Origin of the sequence: Exiguobacterium sp. K1, assembly GCF_033721435.1 — a bacterium.
Classification (GTDB): domain Bacteria; phylum Bacillota; class Bacilli; order Exiguobacteriales; family Exiguobacteriaceae; genus Exiguobacterium_A; species Exiguobacterium_A artemiae.
In genome coordinates, this window is the sequence record NZ_JAOTIT010000004.1 from 162385 (window position 1) to 177456 (window position 15072).

At 47.8% G+C, this 15072-nt stretch carries 15 protein-coding genes; 11 read left to right on the plus strand and 4 right to left on the minus strand.

Features of this window, described 5'->3' with window-relative positions:
• Position 1 precedes the first annotated feature (1 nt).
• Complete coding sequence (locus N7U64_RS10545; RefSeq protein ID WP_318929758.1) at positions 2-3172, plus strand: efflux RND transporter permease subunit; 3171 nt, start codon at positions 2-4, stop codon at positions 3170-3172.
• Positions 3173-3389: 217 nt separating this feature from the next.
• Positions 3390-4052 carry a C40 family peptidase gene (locus tag N7U64_RS10550; protein ID WP_214767629.1) on the plus strand — a complete coding sequence of 221 codons (663 nt, stop codon included), beginning with the start codon at positions 3390-3392 and terminating at the stop codon, positions 4050-4052.
• A gap of 62 nt (positions 4053-4114) precedes the next feature.
• Here the strand turns inward: N7U64_RS10550 and N7U64_RS10555 are convergent, their stop codons facing one another.
• Positions 4115-5080: a LacI family DNA-binding transcriptional regulator gene (locus N7U64_RS10555; protein WP_318929759.1), complete on the minus strand. Its 966-nt coding sequence runs from the start codon at positions 5078-5080 to the stop codon at positions 4115-4117.
• A gap of 12 nt (positions 5081-5092) precedes the next feature.
• Positions 5093-5350, minus strand: coding sequence for a hypothetical protein (locus N7U64_RS10560; protein ID WP_318929760.1), 258 nt, complete (start codon positions 5348-5350; stop codon positions 5093-5095).
• Between the two features lie 171 nt (positions 5351-5521).
• Here N7U64_RS10560 and N7U64_RS10565 point away from each other — a divergent pair, with 171 nt between their 5' ends.
• Both N7U64_RS10565 and N7U64_RS10570 read left to right on the plus strand, forming a co-directional pair.
• Positions 5522-5980 carry a MarR family winged helix-turn-helix transcriptional regulator gene (locus N7U64_RS10565; protein WP_012371754.1) on the plus strand — a complete coding sequence of 153 codons (459 nt, stop codon included), beginning with the start codon at positions 5522-5524 and terminating at the stop codon, positions 5978-5980.
• Positions 5981-6096: 116 nt separating this feature from the next.
• Entirely contained in the window at positions 6097-6729 is a 633-nt protein-coding gene (locus tag N7U64_RS10570) for an NAD(P)H-dependent oxidoreductase (RefSeq protein WP_012371753.1), read from the plus strand.
• A 50-nt stretch (positions 6730-6779) separates the two neighbouring features.
• Here N7U64_RS10570 and N7U64_RS10575 read toward each other — a convergent pair whose 3' ends face one another.
• Entirely contained in the window at positions 6780-7502 is a 723-nt protein-coding gene (locus N7U64_RS10575) for a WecB/TagA/CpsF family glycosyltransferase (RefSeq protein WP_318929761.1), read from the minus strand.
• An 80-nt stretch (positions 7503-7582) separates the two neighbouring features.
• Between N7U64_RS10575 and N7U64_RS10580 the strand changes: the two genes are divergently transcribed.
• Positions 7583-8242, plus strand: coding sequence for a uracil-DNA glycosylase (locus N7U64_RS10580; protein WP_012371751.1), 660 nt, complete (start codon positions 7583-7585; stop codon positions 8240-8242).
• Between the two features lie 54 nt (positions 8243-8296).
• Here N7U64_RS10580 and N7U64_RS10585 read toward each other — a convergent pair whose 3' ends face one another.
• The gene (locus N7U64_RS10585) at positions 8297-9103 is read right to left on the minus strand and encodes a Cof-type HAD-IIB family hydrolase (protein ID WP_012371750.1); all 807 of its coding nucleotides are present in this window, start codon (positions 9101-9103) and stop codon (positions 8297-8299) included.
• Positions 9104-9228: 125 nt separating this feature from the next.
• Here N7U64_RS10585 and N7U64_RS10590 point away from each other — a divergent pair, with 125 nt between their 5' ends.
• The 6 genes from N7U64_RS10590 to N7U64_RS10615 all read left to right on the plus strand — a co-directional run bounded on the left by N7U64_RS10590 (position 9229) and on the right by N7U64_RS10615 (position 15026).
• Positions 9229-10491 (plus strand): hypothetical protein, encoded by a 1263-nt coding sequence (locus N7U64_RS10590; protein WP_318929762.1) that lies wholly within the window; start codon positions 9229-9231, stop codon positions 10489-10491.
• Positions 10492-10515: 24 nt separating this feature from the next.
• Entirely contained in the window at positions 10516-11208 is a 693-nt protein-coding gene (locus N7U64_RS10595) for a response regulator transcription factor (protein WP_012371748.1), read from the plus strand.
• Positions 11205-12590 carry a HAMP domain-containing sensor histidine kinase gene (locus N7U64_RS10600; protein ID WP_318929763.1) on the plus strand — a complete coding sequence of 462 codons (1386 nt, stop codon included), beginning with the start codon at positions 11205-11207 and terminating at the stop codon, positions 12588-12590. Before N7U64_RS10595 ends, N7U64_RS10600 begins: the two co-directional genes overlap by 4 nt.
• 97 nt (positions 12591-12687) lie before the next feature.
• A complete protein-coding gene (locus N7U64_RS10605; protein WP_318929764.1) occupies positions 12688-13065 on the plus strand; it encodes a DUF1499 domain-containing protein in 378 nt (125 codons plus the stop codon).
• Positions 13062-14489: a dihydrolipoyl dehydrogenase family protein gene (locus tag N7U64_RS10610; RefSeq protein ID WP_214766449.1), complete on the plus strand. Its 1428-nt coding sequence runs from the start codon at positions 13062-13064 to the stop codon at positions 14487-14489. The genes N7U64_RS10605 and N7U64_RS10610 overlap by 4 nt, the downstream gene beginning before the upstream one ends.
• Positions 14490-14492: 3 nt before the next feature.
• Positions 14493-15026: a DUF420 domain-containing protein gene (locus N7U64_RS10615; protein ID WP_290828122.1), complete on the plus strand. Its 534-nt coding sequence runs from the start codon at positions 14493-14495 to the stop codon at positions 15024-15026.
• Positions 15027-15072 lie beyond the last annotated feature (46 nt).

Consider the following 15072-nt stretch of genomic DNA (forward strand, 5'->3'; position numbering starts at 1 on the left):
CATGAAGCGTATCATTCAATTTTCAGTCAATAATAAGTTTGCTCTTTGGTTACTGACGATTATCATCACAGTTGCCGGAATTTATGCCGGAACGACGATGAAACTCGAGACGTTGCCGGACATCACGACACCAACTGTGTCTGTGACGACGATTTATCCGGGTGCAACACCAGAACAAGTACTCGATGAGGTCAGTCGTGAACTTGAAAGTAAGGTCGAGAATCTTGGCGGAGTCGAAACCGTCCGCTCGTCCTCTTTCCAGAATGCTTCAAATCTACAAATCGACTACAGCTTCAGTACAGACATGGACGAAGCGGAACAAAAAGTCAAAGAAGCATTAGCTAATGTAGATTTACCGGAAGGCGCACAGGAACCTCAAGTTTCGCGTATTTCATTTGATGCTTTCCCGATCATCGGCTTTGCTGTATCGGACGAAAACCGTTCCTTATCCGATTTGACGAAACTGGTCGAAAACGAACTCCAACCGAAACTTGAAGGAATCGAAGGAGCACAGACGGTTCAAATCGCCGGTCAGGAAATCCGTCGAATTGAGATTCGATTTGATGAGAAGAAACTGCAACAGTACGGATTGACGGAAGAGAACGTCAAACAACTGATTCAAGCAAATGATTCCCGCTTAGCTCTCGGGTTATATGAATTAGGCGATAAAGAACAGGCAGTCGTACTCGATGGAAAGGCCACAACGGTCAACGAGTTAAAAAATCTCCGTTTGCCATACACGCCACAAGCAACACCAGACGCAGGACAAGGACAGACGCCAACACCTGCATCAGGATCAGGTACAGGACAAGGACAGTCACCTGCATCATCTGCACCGACGGCAACGGCAGGACAAACGCCGGCTACTGCAACACCGACGCAAGTTCCGACCGTCAAATTGTCACAACTGGCGACGATTGAAGACAAAGGAATCGAAGAATCGATTTCCCGATCGAACGGGGAACGTTCAATCGGCGTCCAGGTAACGAAATCACAGGATGCCAATACCGTCGAAGTCGTCAATGCGGTCAAAGAGACGATTAAAGACTTTGAGAAAGAGAACGACGGCGTCAAAGCATCGGTCACGCTTGATCAAGGGAAGCCGATTGAAGAATCTGTCTCGACGATGATCAGCAAAGCATTGATTGGTGCCTTGTTCGCGGTCGTCATTATTCTCTTGTTCTTACGGAACTTCAAATCAACAATCATTGCGGTCATTTCGATTCCATTATCCCTGCTGATGGCGATTTTGGTCTTGAAACAGTTGGACATCTCACTCAACATCATGACGCTTGGGGCGATGACAGTTGCGATTGGTCGAGTCGTGGATGATTCGATTGTCGTCATTGAAAACATTTACCGTCGATTGACGGATCCGACTGAACCATTAAAAGGGAAGGCGCTCATCATTGAGGCAACACGTGAAGTCTTCATTCCGGTCGCTTCATCGACAATCGTCACGATTGCCGTCTTCCTGCCGCTCGGATTCGTTACAGGATTTGTTGGTGAACTGTTCCTTCCGTTCGCCTTGACGGTCGTCTTTGCACTCTTTGCCTCATTGATCGTAGCTGTAACGGTTGTTCCGATGTTTGCTGATTCACTCTTTAAACGCGGGAAGGCACCAAAACCGGAAAAAGAAGACGGTGGCAAACTTGCCAACTGGTACCGTGGTGTACTGAATTGGTCGTTGAACCATAAATTTGTCGTCTTTGGTCTCGCTGTACTGTTGCTGATCGGCAGTTTCGCGCTTGTTCCGACCATCGGTGTCAACTTCTTGAATCAAGAGAGTGAAAAAACATTTTACGTGACGTATAATCCAAAACCGGGTCAAACGTTAGATGATTCATTGAAGGCTGCCGACCTGGCAGAAGGATATTTTGAAAAGCAACGTGATGTGGATAATCTTCAATTTACAGTCGGTGGAGAAAATCCATTGAATCCCGGAAATACAAAGCAAGCTGTTTTCATTGCCCAGTATGATCCGGATACAGCTGATTTTGCAGATGTAAAACAACAGGCAATCAAACAATTGAATAAAGAGATTCCGACCGGCGAATGGAAAGAACAGGACTTCAGCGGAGGAGCGGCCTCTTCCGGTGTCTCGTATTCGGTTTATGCCAATTCGATTGAGGATCTGCAAAAGATTACACCTGAATTCGTGAAAGCGATTGAAGGCGAATCGAAATACGTGCGTAAAGTAACGACTGATTTAAAGGAGTCGTATACACAGTACACATTTGAAGTCGACCAACAAAAAGCCGCTGAATTCGGTATCTCGACAGCGCAATTGGCTCAAGGGATCGCTAATGTGCAAGGTGAAGAAAAACCACTTTCTACTATAAAAGTAGACGGTAAGGAACTCGATGTCATCGTTCCGAACGAACAGACGACATATGATTCCATCAACGATCTACAAAAAACAGATGTGACGACGCCGCTTGGTGTCCGAAAACTGTCGGATTTCGTCTCGGTCAAAAAAGGGACGACACCGGATTCACTCAGTGAGCGGGACGGTAAGCTGGTCGCGACAGTCACAGCAGAATTAAAAACAGACAAAGCAACAGAAGCTTCACAAGCAATCGATAAAACGGTCAAAAAGATTGATCTTCCGACAGGTGTCTCCTATAAAGCAGGCGGTGTGACGGAACAAATTCAGGAATCGTTCACGCAACTCGGACTTGCAATGGCAGCAGCCGTCGCGATTGTCTATCTGGTTCTTGTCGTCACATTCGGAGGCGCGTTGACACCACTTGTCATCTTGTTCTCGCTTCCGTTTGCGATCATCGGCGGGTTACTTGCCCTGTTGATTACAGGCGAAACGATTTCCGTTTCTTCGTTGATCGGTGCATTGATGCTGATCGGAATCGTCGTAACAAACGCGATTGTATTGATCGACCGTGTCATTCATAAGGAAAAAGAAGGACTCGATACGCGGGAAGCCTTGTTGGACGCGGCAGGAACACGACTTCGTCCGATCTTGATGACAGCTCTCGCGACGATCGGTGCCTTGTCACCACTGGCACTCGGTCTTGAAGGCGGCGCCTTGATTTCGAAAGGACTTGGGGTAACGGTCATCGGTGGGCTAACAAGTTCGACACTCTTGACGTTGCTGATTGTTCCGATCGTCTACGAATTCTTTGCACGCTTTCGGAAAAAGAAGTCAATGGATTAAGCAGACTTAAGGTTTAATCATTTGAACAGGTTTCTTGAAACGGCTCTAAACTGCCGTTTCAGGACCTGTTTTTTTATTTGTTACAGAAGTGTTACGGGAAACTAACCCTGTTAATAAACTGTAACACGATGGAAGAAATCAGCATGATAGGATAAAAACAGTAATTATCTGATAATTTAGTTTTTTTCATAAGCATATTTATAAAGGAGACAGACGGATGAAAAGTTCATTTTTAGTGCGGATCGTTGTATTGGCAACATTACTCATCAGCAGCTTCGCGGCTGTTCCACAACAAACGAAAGCCAGTACATCGAAAAAAGTTGTCGTAGCGGTCGATGTGTTGAATGTCCGGTCCAAAGCGACGACGATGGGACAAAAACTGGGTCAACTGAAACTAGGACAAACGGTAACGGTCCTCGGTAAAACAGCAAACAATTGGTATCAACTCCGGTATGCGGGAAAAAATGCGTACATAGCGGCTACATATACAAAAGCATTTAATGCCAAAGCGACAACAGGATTAACTAAAAATGGAGCAGCCGTCGTATCGGTCGCAGAAGGCTTAAAAGGACGTCCGTACGTATTCGGTGCGACGGGGCCTGTCAGTTTCGACTGTTCCGGCTTCACACGTTATGTTTACAACGCGTTAGGCAAGTCGTTACCGCGGACGGCAGCGGCACAATACGGCGCGACGAAACGAACGGCTCCCGTTGCCGGAGATCTCGTCTTCTTCACGCACGGAAGCGGAATTCAGCATGTCGGGATTGCGGTTGATGGATCGACGATGATCAATGCCAATTCCTATTACGGACAGGTCGTCAAAGAATCATTCCGGAGCGGCTACTGGGGATCGCGTTACGTTGCGGCAGGTTCTCTATAAAACAGCAAATCATTCAAAAAACCCGCTCTTGACGCATTTGCGAGACAAGAGCGGGTTTTCATCTATTCTTTGACTTTAACAGCCGTTAATCCACTCAGCAGAGCAGTCGGGATTTCGATTTGGGGATGGTCGCGCCAATTGTCGCTGATCGCGATGGAAAAGGCTTGGCGGCCGATCGTCTCATAAGGGACGGCAACCGTCGTCAGATTCAGGACGACAGCCAAATCACTGCCGTCGAATCCGATCACGGCTAAATCTTCCGGAATCCGGTAACCTTGTTTGCGAAGCTCGAGAATGATACCCGCGGCCACATGGTCACTGGCGGTTAACAAAGCACTTGGGCGACAGGATTGATTGGACCACTGCCGGGCGATGTCGGCTCCGTCCTCAATCGTCAACGCCTGTTGATAAATCCATGACGTATCTTCCGGTGACACGGTATCCTGATAGGCCTGCTTTCGGGCACGGCTGTTTGTGCTGTCAGGGCGACCAAGACAAATCCCGATCTGAGTATGCCCGAAAGACTGAAGGGTCTTTAACCCGCTTTGAAACGCGGTATAATGATTGATATAGACGGAAGAGACATCTTCATGATGCTCACAAAACACAATCGGACCGTACTGCTCGTATCGTAAAATCTCATCGACCGGCAGACTGTGGGACACGACAATCAGTCCGTCAACTTCACGTTGGGCGAGGGCTTGAAGAACCGTCTGTTCATGTGACGCAATATAGTTCGTCTGCCACGTCAAAAAACGATAGCCTTCCTCAAAAGCGCACTGGGCAATCCCTTGCAGGATGGCAGCGTAGTAGGGATGATCGACGTAAGGCAGCATGACACCGATCGTTTTCGTTTGACCGGTCGACAACTGGACAGCGGTTTGATTACGGATATAACCGAGCTTTGTGATGGCGTCCTGGACGGCCCGGCGTTTATCTTCCGCGACGTACGGATGATCATTGAGGACACGCGAGACTGTCGTCACTGAAACCTCTGCTTCACGTGCTAAGTCACGAATGTTGGTCATCAAAGGTTCCTCCTAGCTGTTGGATAATTGTTGATGGATCTGAATCCAGTCCTGTCTCGTGATCGGGCCTTCCAGCCAAGCCAAACGATCGAGTTGTTCCGAAATTCTTTGAAGCAGTTCGACCTGATGAGCTGGCGGCAAGTCCGGGAATTGATCGACCAACGTATGCTTACACAAATAGTAACCGGTCGATGTGTGCAACTGTTCAATCGCTAATTCGTAAGCAACATTTTTCTGAACGAGACGAGACAAGAATGTTTGAACTGACATGAGAAGACCTCCCTTGTAGTGTATATCAAGACCGTAAACTATGAAACGCGTTTCACGGCAAGCAAAAACTGAGAGGCCGTCATAAAAGTGGAAAATCCGGACTGGAATTGACCAATGGAAAAAAGAGGTCTATGATTGGTTCGAATCAAGATAAAGAGGGGCGAACGTAAAATGGAATCGACAGACTCGAAGCTGGCATTAAAAATGCTCGTTGTTCTATCTCGCACAATGCATGCAGTAGCGGAACAAGTGAAAGTAGACATCAAGACCCATCAGCTGAATTTATCGGAATTTGGTGTACTGGAATTGTTGTACCACAAAGGCGATACACCACTTCAACAAATCGGCGATAAAATCTTATTAACGAGTGGCAGTGTCACGTACGTCGTGGATAAATTAGAGAACCGGGGTCTCCTGGCCCGACGATCATGCCCGACGGATCGTCGCGTAACGTTCGGAACACTGACGGAGGCGGGAAGAGAATTAATGGAAGAAACGTTCCCGAAGCACGAAGCGTTCCTCACAGACTTGTTCAGTGACCTTTCGATTCCAGAAAAAGAACAGTTGATCGATCAGCTCAAACGGATCGGTCATCGTGCAGACCATTATACACATTCAAAAAAAGCCTAATCATCCTGATTAAGCTTTTTTTGTTGCTTTCTTTGAAATCAAACTAATTGACAAAAGAAAATGGTGTTGGTATATTTACTTACAGAATTTACTTTAAATAAAAGGGAGAAATAAAAATGACTAAATTACTTTATGTAACTGTAAACCCGAAATCAACAGAACATTCATTCAGCCTTCAAGCTGGTGAAGCTTTCCTCGAAAGCTACAAAGCAGCTAACCCGAACGCTGAAGTCCAAGTTCTTGATCTATATAAAGAAGATGTCCAAGAAATCGATACAGACGTACTCAGCGCATGGGGCAAATTCGCTACAGGTGAAGAGCTTTCAGAAGTAGAAATCGCTAAAGTCGGTACAATGACGAAACACCTTGAGCAGTACATGGAAGCGGACGAATACGTATTCGTGACGCCAATGTGGAACTTCTCATTCCCAGCACGTCTTAAAATGTACATCGACAGCGTTCTTCTTGCAGGTAAAACATTTGCTTACACGGCAGAAGGTCCTAAAGGATTGATGGAAGGCAAAAAAGCGCTCCACATCCAGGCAACAGGCGGTGTCTACACTGGTTCTGGCCTCAACTTCGGCGATGACTACCTCCGTCAAGCACTTGCTTTCACTGGTGTAACAGACTACAACTCATTGTTCATCGAAGGTATGGCAATGAACCCAGAAAAAGCAGAAGAAATTAAAGAAGAAGCAATCGCAAAAGCAAAAGAACTTGGCCGTTCATTCTCAACAGTCAACGCATAAGAAACGAAAATACCCGCTGTCCGTTCAACCGGACAGCGGGTATTTTTTGTTTACAGATGCGTTTTTTTCCGTAAGACGAGAGACGCAAACAGGAGTAAATCCTTCAATTTCTCGAGTCCACGCGGATGATTCGAAATCCGGTACAGCCATTCCAACTTTAACTGCCGGAATAATTTGGGCGCCCGTTTACTGTGACCCGACCAGACATCAAAGGCACCACCGACACCGATGAAAAGTCCGCGGTCGACCTGATCGTAAACAGAGGCAATCCATTCTTCCTGTTTCGGTGCCCCGAGAGCGACCAAAATCAAATCCGCTTCGGCCGACCGGATTGCTTTTGCGGCTTCTTCTTCCTTGCCGAATCCATGAAAGGTTCCGACAAACTGGATATCAGGAAAACGAATCGATAATTGCTGAATCAGCGACTTCATGACTTCCGGACGACCGCCGAGTAGAAAGACACGTTTTTTTAAAGCATCGGCAGTCCGGAGCAGTTCACGGGCCGTCTCGATGCCGGGTAATGTCGCAGTGAGCGGTTTCCCCATCCGTTTACTGGCTGCCGTCACGCCGATTCCATCAGGCGTGATGAACGTCGCTTGTTGTAAAATATGCTTGTACGCGGGATCACGCAAAGACCGTAAAACGAGTTCCGGATTAGCGGTGACGAGAAAGGCCTTTTCGTTATTGTGTAAAATCGTTTTAATATGGGTATACCAATGCGATGGTGTTGCATCGACAAAAGGCAACCCGAACAACTGAATTGTTTGAATCATCTTTATTCCACCTCATATACCATCATAGCAGAATCAGGCCGGACGAACAGGGGCTTGAGACTGAAAAAGGAGCGAACGGGATGCATACAGCCTGGCAAGAGATTTTAAAAGAAGAGAAAGAAAAAGACTACTTTATCCGGCTCTGGGATTTCGTCAAGACTGCTTACCGGGAAACGACGGTTTATCCGCCGAAGGATCGGATTTTCCATGCCTTTGACGCGGTGGCACCGCAGGATGTCCGTTGCGTCATCTTGGGGCAGGATCCGTACCACGGACCGAATCAGGCGAATGGACTGAGTTTTTCCGTCAATGACGGGGTTGCAATTCCGCCGTCCTTACGTAACATGTACAAGGAATTAATGTCCGATCTCGGATGTCCGGCACCGACGACGGGTAATCTGGAAGCCTGGTCGAACCAAGGTGTGTTTTTACTGAATACGTCCTTGACGGTCGAAGCAGGAAAAGCGGGTTCCCACGCCAAAAAAGGCTGGGAATCGTTTACGGATCGCGTCATCGAAGTGCTTGGACAACAGGAACAACCGATCGTATTCATTCTTTGGGGAAACCATGCGAAAAGTAAAAAGAGTTTGATTGATACGAATCGGCACCTTGTTCTCGAATCCGTTCATCCGAGTCCGCTTTCGGCGAGCCGCGGGTTTTTCGGCAGCCGGCCGTACTCGCAAACGAACGACTGGTTGCAGCAACAAAATCGAACACCGATCGACTGGTGTATCTCCTGACATCCCAAAAAACCAATCTACTCCGACAACAATGGAGTGGATTGGTTTTTTTGTTCAGTCCATCATGAATTTTTCGATGACGAGGGCAATGCCGTCTTCATCATTAGAGGCAGTCATGTACTGGGCTTTTTCTTTGACGGTATCGGCAGCATTTGCCATGGCAACACCAAGACCGGCCCATTCAATCATCGATAAATCATTGTTGCCGTCTCCGCACGCGATGACATCTGCCTGTTTGATCCCGAGGCGTTCAGCCAGCAACGCGAGACTTGTTCCTTTCGTCACGCCGGCCTCCGTAAATTCGAGGAAAAACGGTTTGGAGCGGGCGACGGCGAGCTCACCGGCTAACTCAAGCTGAAGTTTCAGCTCGACTTCCGCCAAACGATTTTCTTCCGCAAGCATCAAACACTTGACGACCGGTTCTGTAATGGCTGCCTTGAAGTCCGGAACCGTGATGACATCCATTCCTGTCAGTTCGCCTTCAATCGTCGAAAATTCGTTAGCCCGTTCCGTAAAAATCTCGTGCCCGACATATGTGTGGATATCGATATTTTCACGTTTACTTAAATCGTAAAGGCGATGTACGGTTTCCGGAAGAAGGGTACTGGAGAACAGGGACTCGTTTGTTTTACAGTCGATGATCGAAGCCCCGTTGAAACTCAGAATATAACTGCCGTAGCGGGCAAGTTCGAGCTCTTTTGCCAAATCAATCATCGCGTAAGTCGGACGGCCGCTCGCGAGCACGACTTTTTTTCCGCGACGCTGTGCATCGAGTAACGATTGTTTTGTTTTTGGAGAAATCGTGTGGTCGCTCGTCAATAATGTATCGTCAAGATCAAGTACAATCATTTCGTAAGCCATAAATATAAACCCCTTTCGAATATCTGTTACATCTTAACAAGTTGACTCTTCTTCCACAATATACTCTCGCTTGAAAGAGTGTGATAAAGTTTGAGAAGAGCATGTATGGAAAGGATTTAAGTCTGATGAAATATTTTATAATTTTCTTATCGACCCTATATTTGGCCGGATGTGGTCTTACACTGCCTCATCCTGCTTCCTTGCTGGAGCACCCGGCTTTACCGGAATGGGAAAAGTCATTAAAAGCAAGAATTGATACCGATTTGCCGACAGAGGCGGAAATCGTGGCGCCGCGTAATCAATCCATTTCCAGGCTGTATGAATTGATTGATTTAAACCAGGATGGGCGGGACGAAGCCATTACGTTTTACCGGATTGAACATCAGGGAGCATTTCAAATCAGAGTGTTGGTACATGAACGCCTGAAAAAGAAGTGGGTGTTGCGTGTCAGCCAGCCGATTGCGACAGGCCGATCGATTGACCAACTCCATGTCATCCTGGATGAATCCCAAAAGTCGAATCAACTGATGATTGGTGTGACGAGTCTTGAAAAGAATACCGTTTATCTCCTGAAAGATTTGATGAAGCCATCGATTCACGTTACGAAAATCGATACATATGATCGATTGACGATTGCCGATTTGAATCAGGATCGACGTCAGGATATGGTGTTGCTCAAAAAAGAACAGACGACAGAACTCATATATTATGAAGAAGCCTTAAATCCGACCAACCGGCAAGACATCACACTGCCGGTCAAAGACGGTGATTTGTTTGCGGATCATGACCTGTTTGAAATCGATACCGTCAATCCGGCCAAGAAAAAAGGGGTATTCGTCTCCTTTACCCGTGAAGCCAAGATGCATCTGCTGGTCTTTCAGCTTGAAGAAACCCGGCTGACACCCGTCCGTTGGGGTGAGACATCAGAAATCGTCGAGCCGATGTATACGTTCCCGAAAGATGTCGATCAGGACGGTGTCATCGAATTTGCGCATCAATATACGCCTGACGGAAGCATCGGACGCGCGGCCGAAGAAAAACCGCGGATTACGGCATATTACGCTTGGAATGGCGCCGACGTGCAACCATTTCTCGAAAGCGGCTTTGAACTTCGGGAAGAGCAATACATCGATCTCGAATACAATTTCGTGATGCGTTTCCCGGCAAACTGGGCGACGCGTGAAACGATTGAGAAAAAGGACAACCGGGTCCGGTTCATCAACCGGGATACCGGGACGATTGATTTTGAGCTCGAAATCATTCCGAAGACGCAATACATCGCCAGTCATCGCAAGAAAAAAATCAAAGAAGGCATTGATTACGTGTATGTCATCTCGACCAATCAATCCTATGAAGAGTACGCTGCCAACGTAGCACTCGTGGAATAAAGGAAAAAGCAGGAGGAAAATAAGATGACTAAAATATTAGTGGCCGAGGATGAACATGCGATTCGCAGTTTCATCGTCATTAATTTAAAACGTGCAGGATATGAAGTGATTGAAGCGGAGAACGGACGGGAAGCACTGGACTATTTTGAACAGCAGACGTTCGATATCCTGCTGCTCGACATCATGATGCCCGAAGTCGACGGATTCGCGGTCTGCGAACAGGCCCGCTCGAAAGATGAAGTTGTCGGCATCATCATGCTGACTGCGCGAACGCGCGAAGAAGATAAAGTCATGGGACTCAGCGTCGGGGCGGATGATTATATTGCGAAGCCGTTCAGTCCGGCTGAACTGTTGGCACGTATTCAATCCCTGCTCCGCCGGGTCGAGACGCTCCGCCGCCGGAAACAACCGCGTGAACTGGTCTCCGGACCATTTCGGATTGATCTCGGAGCGAAGCGGGTGCAAAAAGCAGGAGTCGATGTCGAAGTCACACCGACGGAATATGATTTGTTGTGCCATTTCATCAAAAATGAAGATCAAGTCATGTCGCGGGATGAGTTGCTCGATGCGGTGTGGGGCGAAAATTATTTCGGAGATCGTAAGACGGTCGACGTCAACATTCGCCGGTTGCGTCAGAAAATCGAAGAAAATCCAGCGGAACCCCAATTCATCGAGACGTTGTGGGGTCATGGCTATAAGTGGCGTAACGAAAAATGAAACGACAGATTTTGATGCGGTTCATGACGATCATCACGGTGACGGTGCTGCTCGTCATCGGAATCTTATCCTTCGTGACGTATAACTATTATTATGTGACGGCGACCGATGTCTTGAAACGACATGCGAATGCCAGTGCCGTCTTATTTGCGAACAGCGGTCTTGCCTATGATTTTCAAGATTCAGAGGCGACGATTCATGACGTACTCAATTCCTATGCCTACACGGATGCAGAAATCGAAGTCCTAGATGCGAAGGGGATTCCCCGCTATTCGTCGACGGGATTCGTCTCAAAACGAAACATGACGAAACAGGAAGTGACCCGTCTGTTGAGCGGGGGAACAATCACGAAACGTTATGATGATCCGACGACAGGGGAACATCTGCTTGAAGTGACGGAACCGATTGTTTCTTTCGGACAGACGACGGGAGCACTGCGTTATACGACGTCGCTTGCGAAAATCGATCAGCGGGTCATTGAAATTTGTTTGGCGATTCTCCTGTTAGGTGTCGTCATTTGGGGACTGGCCTACATTTATTCGTCCCGTCTCGTATCGTCGATCGTTCGTCCGATTCAGGAAGTCATCGGTGCGTCCGATCAAATTGCCAAACAGCATTATGATGTCAAAGTCAATGAAGAGTATACGTTTGAACTGGGGGAGCTGGCCCGGACGATCAACTATATGGGACAACAGATCAAACAACAGGAAACGTTAAAAGATGAGTTCATTTCCGGTATTTCGCATGAGTTGCGAACACCTTTGACCTCGATCAAAGGGTGGAGTGAAACGTTGCTCGCAGAGCCGGAACGATTGCCGGAAGAAGCCTCGCTCGGAATGGGGATCATCCATTCCGAAACCGAACGCCTGATTTCCCTCGTCGAACAGTTACTGGATTTTTCAAAGCTCGAAACGAGTCGTTTAGTCCTGTACCGGCAGGAAGTGAATCTGACGGAAGTCATCGAGACGGTGACGGCGCAACTCCGGCAAAAGCTGGAGGAGAAAAACATCCGGATCATCCGGAAATTACCGGCACAGGTCGTCGGTTTATATGATGAGAACCGTTTGAAACAGGTCTTTTTGAATTTGCTCGACAATGCGATCCGCTTTTCGCCGGTTGACGGTGAAATTACGATCCGTCTTGTCCGTTCCGAACGCGTCCTCTTTTTATCCTTCAGCGATGAAGGTCCCGGGATTCCGAAAAATCATCTCCGCCACGTGACGGAGAAGTTTTATCAGGTCCAAAAAGGGAAAGGTGGAACAGGACTCGGACTGGCGATTTGCCGGGAACTGGTGGAAGCCCATGAAGGGAAATTGTTCATCGATAACCAACCGGAAGGCGGAGCCATTGCGACCATCCTGTTGCCGGTCACGAAAGCATAACGGGAAAGTCAAATGAGAAGCGCTTTCGAAACTGAACTGGTAAAGTAAAATCAGAATCATGATTCACAGCAAGACGAAACGAATGGAGGAATCAGTCATGGCACTTGGCGTATCGAACGGCAAATTAAGTCCGCTCACAGGGAAACCGAACGCGGTATCGACACAGACGGATAAAGAAGCGTTGAAGATGACACCTTTACCTTTTCACGGAAATCTAGCAGAATCAAAATTTCAAATCATGCGGATTCTTCAAAGTCTTGACCGGGTGAAGGTAGTCAAAGAAGATCCGACGTACATTCATGCCATCTTCTCGAGTAAAGTGTTTCGTTTTAAAGATGATGTTGAATTTTACTTCGACGAGTCTTCTCAACAAATCCATTTCCGTTCAGCTTCCCGCGTCGGCTATTCCGACTGGGGCGTCAACCGCAAACGAATGGAAGACATCTCGGCACGCTATAAGGAGGCTTCCCGATGAAAAGTTATCAGTTAGTCGTAATCGGCGGCGGAGCAGCCGGAATGACGATTGCAGCAGGGGCTGCCAGTCTCGGCGCACACGTCGCATTGATTGAAAAACATACGCATCTCGGCGGTGATTGCCTGCATTACGGTTGTGTCCCGTCAAAAGCATTGATTGAAGCGGCACACGATGTTCATGTCATGAAGCAGACAGCCGCCAAATACAATGTGACGTTGAACGGGGAAGCGGTCTACAGCAAAACGAAAGCAAGCGTTGACCGTGCCCGGAACATCATCCAGTCGCATGACGGAACAAAACGGTTTAAGGATTTAGGCGTGGATGTCTATATCGGTGAAGCCAGTTTCTTGAGTGCCAATGAAGTGGAAGTGGCGGGGCAGTTGGTCGTCGGAGAGAAATTCGCGATTTCGACCGGATCACAGCCGATTATTCCACCGATTGAGGGTCTCGATACGATTCCGTACTTAACGAATGAGACGATTTTTGAACAAACGGAACGTCCGGAACGATTACTCGTTATCGGCGGCGGTGCGATTGGCCTTGAATTATCGCAAGCTTATGCGCATCTCGGAACGGAAGTAACCGTGATTGAAGGTGCCAAATCACTGATGCCGAAAGAAGACCGCAGTATGGTCGAAGTGTTACAACGGCAAATTGAACAGGAATTGACGCTCCATTTGGATACGACGGTGACAAGTGTCCGTAAAGCGGCAAAAGGAATCGAAGTTACGGTCAAAACCGGTGAAGAGTCCCGTGTCATTGAAACGGATGCCGTCCTCGTTGCGGTCGGTCGCAAGCCGCGGATTGATGCGTTACGTCTCGACCGTGCCGGCGTCCATGTTGAAAAAGGTTATGTTCAAGTTGACGGTTCACTTCGGACGAATCAACGTCATATCTTTGCGGTCGGTGATACGATTCAATCGTTACCGTTTACGCATGTCGCAGGTCTTGAAGGAAAAACCGTCGTCACAAACGCTCTGTTCGGTTTACGGACCAAACCGGATTACCGTGCCGTTCCGTGGGTGACGTTTACGACACCGGAACTGTTCCACCTCGGACTGACGGAAGAAGAAGCCCGTCAAAAGTACAGCGACATCAAAGTCTACGAAACCGGACTGGATGAAGTCGACCGGTTTGTCATCAACGGCCGGACAGAAGGCCGTGTCAAACTGATTGCCGATAAACGCGGGAAATTGATTGGTGCCCATGCCATCGGCGAACAGGCCGGTGAATGGATGCAGGAAGTCGTGTATGCGATGGCTCGCAAAGATAAAGTCGGTCAGCTGTCACGTGTCGTGCATCCGTACCCGATCCGGGGAGCAGCCGTCCAGCGTGCCGCCGATCTTTACTGGCGTGAACGTCTGTTTGACGGTCCATTGCCAAAATGGTTAAAACGATACTTTGATTGGAAACAAGGAGAATAATACATGCAACAATCTGCTAAAAAACGTAATTTCGTTCCGGTCGTTATCCTCTTGACGCTCGTCATCAATCTGTTGGTCGCACTGTTGTTTTTTGCACCGCCTGTTCAGGTCGGTGACGGGTTTGACTGGACGCTGCTTCCTTTTTTAAACGCGATCTTTAACAGCTTTACCTTTATGCTGTTGCTCGGTGCCTGGATTTCGATCCGCCGGGGCAACCGGATCAATCACCGTCGTTTCATCGGCGGTGCCATGACGACGACGACGTTATTCTTGATTTCGTACGTGACGTATCATGCGGTCAGTGAATCAACGAAATTCGGCGGCGAAGGATTTGTCCGTCCCGTCTACTTCTTTATTCTCATTTCGCATATCATTTTGGCGGCGATTATCGTCCCGCTCGTCTTGATGTCACTCGCTCATGCCTTGAATCAAAACTTTGAGAAACATAAAAAGTGGACCCGTTTTACAATGCCGCTTTGGTTATATGTCAGTCTGACGGGTGTCATCGTGTATGTGATGATTCGTCCATATTATTAAACGGCACGTTAAAACAGGCCCATTCCGATTTTTTTCGGAGTGGGCC

Excerpts from the sequence above, each read along its gene's own strand:
- N7U64_RS10590 (WP_318929762.1), top strand. The coding sequence starts at position 9,229 with ATGAAATATTTTATAATTTTCTTATCGACCCTATATTTGGCCGGATGT.
- N7U64_RS10600 (WP_318929763.1), top strand. The coding sequence starts at position 11,205 with ATGAAACGACAGATTTTGATGCGGTTCATGACGATCATCACGGTGACG.
- N7U64_RS10570 (WP_012371753.1), top strand. The coding sequence starts at position 6,097 with ATGACTAAATTACTTTATGTAACTGTAAACCCGAAATCAACAGAACAT.
- N7U64_RS10575 (WP_318929761.1), bottom strand. The coding sequence starts at position 7,502 with ATGATTCAAACAATTCAGTTGTTCGGGTTGCCTTTTGTCGATGCAACA.
- N7U64_RS10615 (WP_290828122.1), top strand. The coding sequence starts at position 14,493 with ATGCAACAATCTGCTAAAAAACGTAATTTCGTTCCGGTCGTTATCCTC.
- N7U64_RS10580 (WP_012371751.1), top strand. The coding sequence starts at position 7,583 with ATGCATACAGCCTGGCAAGAGATTTTAAAAGAAGAGAAAGAAAAAGAC.
- N7U64_RS10585 (WP_012371750.1), bottom strand. The coding sequence starts at position 9,103 with ATGGCTTACGAAATGATTGTACTTGATCTTGACGATACATTATTGACG.
- N7U64_RS10555 (WP_318929759.1), bottom strand. The coding sequence starts at position 5,080 with ATGACCAACATTCGTGACTTAGCACGTGAAGCAGAGGTTTCAGTGACG.
- N7U64_RS10605 (WP_318929764.1), top strand. The coding sequence starts at position 12,688 with ATGGCACTTGGCGTATCGAACGGCAAATTAAGTCCGCTCACAGGGAAA.
- N7U64_RS10565 (WP_012371754.1), top strand. The coding sequence starts at position 5,522 with ATGGAATCGACAGACTCGAAGCTGGCATTAAAAATGCTCGTTGTTCTA.
- N7U64_RS10550 (WP_214767629.1), top strand. The coding sequence starts at position 3,390 with ATGAAAAGTTCATTTTTAGTGCGGATCGTTGTATTGGCAACATTACTC.
- N7U64_RS10610 (WP_214766449.1), top strand. The coding sequence starts at position 13,062 with ATGAAAAGTTATCAGTTAGTCGTAATCGGCGGCGGAGCAGCCGGAATG.
- N7U64_RS10595 (WP_012371748.1), top strand. The coding sequence starts at position 10,516 with ATGACTAAAATATTAGTGGCCGAGGATGAACATGCGATTCGCAGTTTC.
- N7U64_RS10545 (WP_318929758.1), top strand. The coding sequence starts at position 2 with ATGAAGCGTATCATTCAATTTTCAGTCAATAATAAGTTTGCTCTTTGG.
- N7U64_RS10560 (WP_318929760.1), bottom strand. The coding sequence starts at position 5,350 with ATGTCAGTTCAAACATTCTTGTCTCGTCTCGTTCAGAAAAATGTTGCT.